A 7,840-nucleotide genomic window follows, 5' to 3' on the forward strand; every position below is an offset into this window, starting at 1 on the left:
GGATCCGAATGCCGAGTTGGAGGCTGAAATCCAGTCCATTTACGCGGAGCATGATGGACGTTACGGATATCGCCGTACTCGTGATGAACTGGCAGTCCGTGGATGGAAAGTTAACCACAAAAAGGTTCAGAGGCTCATGAAGAAGATGGGCCTTCAATGCCTGGTTCGCATGAAAAAGTATAAGTCATATAAAGGGACCGTCGGCAAGATTGCACCGAATCATCTGGACCGCCAGTTCACGGCTGGCTCGCCAAATGAGAAATGGGTGACGGACATTACGGAGTTTAAGTTATTTGGAGAAAAGCTGTATCTATCGCCCATTTTGGACTTATTCAACGGGGAAATTATCACCTATACCATGGGTTCACGACCAACCTATTCTCTGGTATCCGAGATGCTGGATGCAGGACTGAAGCGTCTGCCAGAAGAACACCAACTTCTCCTTCATTCAGATCAAGGATGGCATTACCAAATGAAGCCGTATCGCCATGCGCTTAAGTCGAGTGGCATTCTCCAGAGCATGTCACGAAAAGGGAATTGTTACGACAATGCCGTCATAGAGAATTTCTTCGGCATTCTTAAGTCGGAGTTTCTGTACTACAAAGAGTTTGAAAGTGTGGAACATTTTAAGGAAGAACTGAAAAAGTATGTTGAATACTACAATACCAAACGGTTAAAGGCAAAATTAAAAATGAGTCCGGTACAGTACCGAACTCATTTTGAGAAAGCTGCCTAATGAAATAATCGTGTCTAACTTTTGGGGGTCACTTCACTTTTTACGTTCAATATGTTATCTAAGCTAAGATTTATATATTAATATTCTTCGACTGGACCACAACCATAAGGCATGCAGACCTGAATTGTCGAAGCAGTATCTATCAAACTAGTATAATCATGATATTTATAATAGTGGTGGTCTTGCCTAATGGTTACAGTCGCATATGCATCAGTTATTCTCTCTTCTTTATGATATGTTTTTGTTACCCAATAGGCTCTTGGTGCATGCAAAGAAAGATAGTAACCGCCAACGCTTACAAGTACTCCTAATACTTTTCCAGTAAAAGGTCCGCCTATAAAGGAAGCAAGTACACCTGCTACTACAGAGGCATTGGTATATAATATCTCAGTCGAATTTTTTACTGCTCCTTTATATACAAAACCAGCTGCTAATACTTGTTGTGAGGAATTGAGATCTTCTTGAATGGGTTCAACTTCTTTATTTATATAATTCACTTCGCCGGTTTGCAGGTTTTCAGTCTTTACTTTATTCTCATCAACTTTTGTGATTTTGATCTCTTCTTCTCCATTTGAATCTGTTGCAATATAGTAATTGTCGTATTGAACTAATTTAGAACCATCTGTAAAAGTGACAGAATTACTGGTAGTGCTTTTAACTATGTCTGAGAAACTTACAAATTGATCTTGTGATACTGGCAAAGAAGATGGTGAGTTTTCCTGATCCTGAGCGAAGGCTGGAATTGAAATAGATGTAGAGAGTAGAACTCCTGCCAAAATTGTGTTAGCAATTTTTAATTTTTTCATTTTTTAAACTCCATTCATTTTTTCTTTTTGTTGAAAAAATCAAATTTGATCACAAAATCAAAGAGAGAGGTAATAACAACAACCCCAAGTGGAAACATAACGTATGACCATGGCGGCTTAATAGGAGCTTCACCAGGGGGAGATTCCATTAAAATCGCATAAAGGACGACACAATAAATTACGGCCACTACAATACCTGTTTTGTTTCTATTTTTCATAGCTGTTTTTCACCTCAAGTTCACAGAAATGCAAAGTATTGTATTTCCTACCTAAGAATATTAGGACACAGTGCTACAAATTTGGAATTTTTCCGCTTTTAAAATTTGAAAGTTTTTGATCTTTTGATCTAATTGTAAAGATCCCAAGTGGATATTCTAGATGAAACTAATAAAAATGACACACCCTTCCTTTTATGGGATATAAACCATTGGGATGCAATAAACATTACCAAAAAATACTGGAATTGCAAACACTTTAAAACTAGTAATTTATTTCTTTAAGTAAATTAGATACAATGATTTTTAAATAAAAAATCTAATAAAAAACAACTTGTTGTTGGAGGTGCTTCATGTTTTTTTATTGGATACACTGGGCTTTATATGGACAACATTACATCATATTTTAATAATATTGTTCGCATTAATCCTCTTCGATAGATTTTTCAAAGTTTATAAATTCAATAGTTTAAATCATTGATTATTTCTTCTTAAAACTACCACTTATTATTAGTAACAACTCGACTAGTTAATTAGTTACGAAATAAAACAATAAAAATAGAACTAATACAATAATTCAAATGAATATAAACGGTACATTAATGCGGTGTCGTGTTGAATTAAATGCACAAAAAAAATAGCTGTCGAAACTTTCTCAACAGCCTGGGCTTTAGCTTTATAGAATAATCCAGTTAAAATGTATAAGTTTCTTTGGCTCCTGCAGGAAATACACCTCTAGCTGCTTCACGAACATCTACCACATCACCTGGCTGAAATTTAACCTGTTGATCAAATGGAAGCGGGGTCCAGCTTCCGCCATTTAGTGAATACTCTGCTACTGTACTGGTGGTCCAAAGATAATCGCTGCCTGGAAATTGCGTGTGTACCTTTGGAGTGAATAAGAAGCTTTTGGCTGGGCCCGGAGGCAAATATTGCCCTCCTCTTTCACGTAGAAGAACGTTCATATCCCCTGGAAATTCCGGTGGATTTTGTTCATCGAAAGTGGTCCAAGTGGCACCATTATCAACTGAATACTCCAATGCAGAAGTGGCATAAATCGATTCAAAGGTATTCCTAACATCGTTGTGTGCGATATACAAATTAACAGCATCAACAAAAGAAATGTTTGTATTAAATCCAGCAGGCACCTGATTCATAGGATCTGCTTTTACTCGAATACTGACAAGTACATCACCTGGGAAGGTAGGTGGATTTCGCTCATCAAAAGTGGTCCAAGTATTCCCCCCATCGATCGAGAACTCCATACTATCATCGGCGCCGATAAGGAGATTCTTTATTTCGTCCTTACGAACATTAGGACTTGAAGGAGTTGGAGGTAAAGTATCCTCCAACGCCATAGAGATTGCTAATGTGCTCGTTCCATCCTTCAAAATCGCTCGTACAAATAATTGATTTGCTCCTGCAGGGATCATTGTTCCATGCTGCAAAATATACACGTTCCCTGTGTGTTTATCAATATTAGCAATGGTTGAGGTTGGCTGGCCATCAGTTCCCCAAAGAATTTCGTAATGATCTACGACATCGTCGACTTTACCTGGCGTCCAGATAATTTCACCACCGATATAGCCGGCTAGATTATCAGAATCAACAAAACGAATGCTGGTTGGAACCATAGAAACCGTTTGGTACGCCTGCTCATATGCAATCTTAATTTCGCCAATGCTTGAATACTTCTTGAATGGATCAAGAGCACGTTGATTAATCATAGATTGTGCAATTTCTATACGACTAAGTTCATGAAGTTCTTCGTACACTGCATTATCTATCGATAAGACAGATGCGTACGACTTTAATAACCATCGCATTAGATGAGCATCCGATGTAGAGTTCATCGACCTGATGGCATCGGCCTCATGACTAGATGGAGCGGGATATTTTTCATTCACTGCAGCAATGATTTTTTGGACATCAGCATAGGTCAAGTAGTTATCTGATTCCGAAAGCACTTTTTGATAAGCCTTTGCATTGAAATCTATCAATCCTAACTCAAACCCGAGTGGATGCGGATAAGCGTTCAGAACATGCAGCACGTCATCTGCTTTAGTAGGATCTTCTTTAGTGCCAGCTTCGATTGTCAATTGTTTTGTAATGAGTGTGACAACATCCTCACCACCATATGAACCATTTCCACCAAATGTTTTCTTATAAATCGTACCATCAGTGTGTGTATCCATGATGTATAAACCATTCTCTTCGTAAGACCAATCGATATAGAATGACTTTCCGTCGCCAAGTGTTACTGGATCAAAATTTAGATTTAAGATAGGCATATCAGGAATCGATAAGTCCCAATTGATAGATGTAATAGGAATGTGTCCAAATCCGTAATTTCGTAATCGGCCATTCTTAATAATTGCAGCGGGATCTAGTGTGTTGCTGATTTGTGATTCTAGTTTTCCTGTGAACTGGATACGGATTAGAGATAAATTAGCTTTTGGATAGGGCAAGACGTAAAGTGAGTTGGGACGATAATTTAAGATGTAAGTAAGATGCACTACATTTGACTCGATACCCCCACCAGACTCTTTGAAAAACGCCCATATTCTATAGGACTTGTCTTCCTCCATCCCTTCGAGCTTGTATACAGTTTTTTGGTTAGCCACCACACTGATTTCACCGCTGATTATCGAATCGTAGCCCGGCAAGCTACCGCTTTTAATTTGGTCTTTGTTAGGTGACAGGAAATCAATATCTGACGGGATCGCTAAGTAATAAAAAGTTCCCGGTTTTTCGCTTGTTACAACTACGTCTGCAGATGAAGCAGTTCGGTTTTGATAACTGGTGTAAAGGACTGGGTTACGGTTTGTTGGGTTAGTTGTAGGTGGTGGAGACTCAGGGTTAGATGGACTACCTCCCCCATTTGAAGACCCTGAACCATTTCCGCCTCCCGTAGAAGGACTCCCCTTCTGACCGGCATTGGTAGTGTAGTCTGGATTGTCAACGTCGTTAATTTTCGCTATTTGAGATTTAACAGTATCATAGTTTTTAATTACTTGTTCTGGAGAGACTCCAGGGGGTAAAACGATGCTCTGAATGGGCACATTGGATGGTAATGTGATTTTTGATTCTATGTCTGTAATGGTTAACTTTCCGATGGCGCCCTTGTTAAGTATCGAAATCTCACCAGATCCCTTTACTGTGACGTTATCAAGAACACCATTACCTGATACAATGGTTTCGCCGGACCCCGCGTTTAGTTCTAAGTTATTGATATGTGCTGCTAAATAAACATAGAAAGCACTTTCTTCAACTTTCACTGTTTGATACGTAATTGATTCGTCACCCCAAAGCCCTGATTCCCTGGAGTTAATGTTTACCTCTTGAACAACTGTCTTGTTAGTTGCTTCTACCCGCACACCGTCCTTGCTAACCTCCATGTCCTTTAATGAAGATTGGTCAAATACGACGGTATTTTCATCGCCACCTTTTACAAAGGTGCTTCCTTTCACAGTAACTTGTTGTGCATAAAAATCATGTTCGAGTTCTTCACCAATTTCCAAATTACCATTGATGTTTAAATTCTTTATGGTTATAAAATCTGCCGCGATCTTGAGATGGCCATCAATACTGGCCTTGCCGCCATCGAATATCAGATTCTTTGAGAATTCAGCTTGGCCTTCTCCTGCAGCGCTGCCTGAAGTGACGATATCTAGTGAAAGTATTTGTGTTATTTGTCCGTTGTCCGCAACAAAACGAACACCCGCGTTTGTTAAAACCGGAATGTTGGAATCTTGAAACAAGGGCTTCAAAGAGTCCGCTACGGTGTAAGAAGCTTCTCCGATCGTTACGATACCATTCTCTATTCGTTGAATGTTTTGAAGATCACCATTGTCTGAATTGATTCTAACCAGAATAGTAGCAAGTTCCTGGCGGAGAATAGGTTTCTGCGGTGAAAACCTCTCATTACTCCCAATCATTAATCCGGATGAGACAACGGTTGCTACAGATTCCTTTGCCCAGGAAGATATATTGCCGGAATCCTTAAAAGAAGAGATTAGTGTTTCTATTTCATTCGACTTATCTAAACCCTCTGCTCTGGCCAAGATGGCTGCCATCTCTTCACGAGTAATGTTGTCTTTAGGACGAAAAGCTCCATTGTTGTCTCCCTTCATCCATCCTTCACGTTTTACTGCATCGATGACACCAGCACTCCATAAATCCTTAGGAACATCAGAAAATGGAGAACCTGAGTTAGCCTCAACAGGTAGATTGAATGCCTTTGCAAGAGCAGCAGCCACCTCCTGACGTGTCACGGTCTGAAGAGGTCTGAATAATCCTCCTGGATCTCCAGTCATCAGCTGCTTATCCTGTGCTTCTTGAATTAATGAACGCGCCCAAGGAGATGCGTCACCTAAATCCTTAAATGTTGTAAAGGTATGGCTAGAAGCAGCGCCTGCATTAGAGCTCATCACCGTACTAATCGCAAGTGCGAGGGCCCCAACCCTAAATTTTTTTTGAAATGTCATGATTAACCGAGACTCCTCCTATCAGACTATGTCGTAATTCCTATTATTCTATAGAAATATATTCCAAAATACCTATTAATCATATTATGTATTTGGAATTGTCACAATAGATATCAAGAAGAAATAGGAAAAATGTTAGGATCCAAAACGAGGAGGTAATGACATGGGAGTTGCTTCCTTTTTTTTACGCTCATGTTATGATTAAATTGCGTTAAATACACGTTTAACGCAATTTCGATTTTAAACGATTGAATAGGTGTGATTTGGTGAAGTATGCGGATATTCTTGAGCACTATGAACGCGAACTAAACCTTTTTTTGGTATATATGAAGGATCGAGAATATTCTTTAGATACTCAAAAAGGTTACCTCCATGATATAAAACATTTTCTCCTGAGTTTGAATTACAAAGCCATTGGTGATGTTTCGGATATTGATGTTATGTACTATCTAACCCAAGTGAGAGAGACAGGGGCAGGCGCCAGGTATCGCAATCGTTGTCAATCTGCCATTCGCTTGTTCTATAAAGTAATGATTCGTTTTAAGGTAACCGATCATAATCCGGCGATGGATATTGAAAAGGCGAAAGTCGAGAAAAAAAGACAACCAGCCTACCTACAAAAACAATTTCTTGATGCCTCTCTGGAACTCATTCAAGGAAGATATCTAATAAGAGATGTCTCGATAGTTGCCCTAATGGCGTATGCTGGACTTCGTGTTAGTGAGATCGTTCGTTTGAATATACCTGATTACGACAGAGATAATTCAAATATAGGGGTCTTGGGTAAAGGGGGGAAATGGAGGTATATCCCGCTGCCAGTCGAATTAAACCAACTTTTAGCAATGTATTTGTCGGAACGAATCAATCCCTGGAATAGCAAGGATCCTGCTTTTTTTGTATCACAGTTTCGCCGACGGATTAGTAAGCGAATGGTGCAAACCATCGCTGAAAAGACGCTCGATGCACTAACCAAACAGTACCCACAAATTTCCGGATTACCCTTATCAGCACACAAGTTCAGGCATTCATTTGCAACAGACCTATTACGTAATGGTGCTGACCTTCGAGCTGTTCAGGAGCTACTCGGACATGAGGATATCTCTACAACGCAAATTTATACACATGTAATGGATGAAGCAAAGGAACGAGCCATGAACAAAGTGCGACCATCGATCCCTGCTTTTACGTCCAACTCAACATGATGTCTCCTTAAAAGATAAATTATATAAGCGCCTAATTGTGGATAAAACGAAACAGCTTAGGAGCTCTACGTTTTGCCTCTTTTGAGGAGAACCCCTATGGAATTCCTGGCGGCTATGAACTAAAGTATTAGACTGGATGTGCTGATCTATCTTAGATCGATGTGGCTGGAAATCGTCGGGTTCATAAAAATAAGTTAGATTGGCTTAAAAAATGATACAGCGGAAGCCTTGGACCGAAAAATAAAGTCCCAGGCTTCCGCCTTTTTATTGAGCTAACGTTTCCCGTTAGCTTAACGGGCTATCTATCACTCCCACCACTTTCCCCACACATTATCCGTTGTTCAAATTCAATTATTTTATCTTCACAGCGTTTTGTAGCAGCATGATGACTAGT

General features: G+C 39.6%; 5 protein-coding genes. 2 read left to right on the forward strand and 3 right to left on the reverse strand.

From position 1 onward, the window contains the following. Nucleotides 1–736 (forward strand): IS3 family transposase (locus M4D81_RS34495; RefSeq protein WP_260069673.1); only part of this gene is annotated, 736 nt, incomplete at its 5' end. Nucleotides 737–813: 77 nt separating this feature from the next. On the opposite strand, the gene M4D81_RS34500 is transcribed toward M4D81_RS34495, so the two are convergent. The 3 genes from M4D81_RS34500 to M4D81_RS34510 form a co-directional block, all read right to left on the reverse strand. Then, entirely contained in the window at nucleotides 814–1,542 is a 729-nt protein-coding gene (locus M4D81_RS34500) for an adenosine deaminase (protein ID WP_260069674.1), read from the reverse strand. A 14-nt stretch (nucleotides 1,543–1,556) separates the two neighbouring features. Further along, the gene (locus tag M4D81_RS34505; protein WP_260069675.1) at nucleotides 1,557–1,760 is read right to left on the reverse strand and encodes a hypothetical protein; all 204 of its coding nucleotides are present in this window, start codon (nucleotides 1,758–1,760) and stop codon (nucleotides 1,557–1,559) included. A 689-nt stretch (nucleotides 1,761–2,449) separates the two neighbouring features. After that, nucleotides 2,450–6,244 (reverse strand): DUF4073 domain-containing protein, encoded by a 3,795-nt coding sequence (locus M4D81_RS34510; RefSeq protein ID WP_260069676.1) that lies wholly within the window; start codon nucleotides 6,242–6,244, stop codon nucleotides 2,450–2,452. A gap of 266 nt (nucleotides 6,245–6,510) precedes the next feature. On the opposite strand from M4D81_RS34510, the gene M4D81_RS34515 reads away from it, so the two are divergent. After that, nucleotides 6,511–7,446 carry a tyrosine-type recombinase/integrase gene (locus M4D81_RS34515; protein ID WP_260069677.1) on the forward strand — a complete coding sequence of 312 codons (936 nt, stop codon included), beginning with the start codon at nucleotides 6,511–6,513 and terminating at the stop codon, nucleotides 7,444–7,446. Nucleotides 7,447–7,840: the final 394 nt, after the last annotated feature.

Source organism: Paenibacillus sp. p3-SID867 (assembly GCF_025142895.1).
In the GTDB taxonomy this organism is placed as follows: domain Bacteria; phylum Bacillota; class Bacilli; order Paenibacillales; family Paenibacillaceae; genus Paenibacillus_AQ.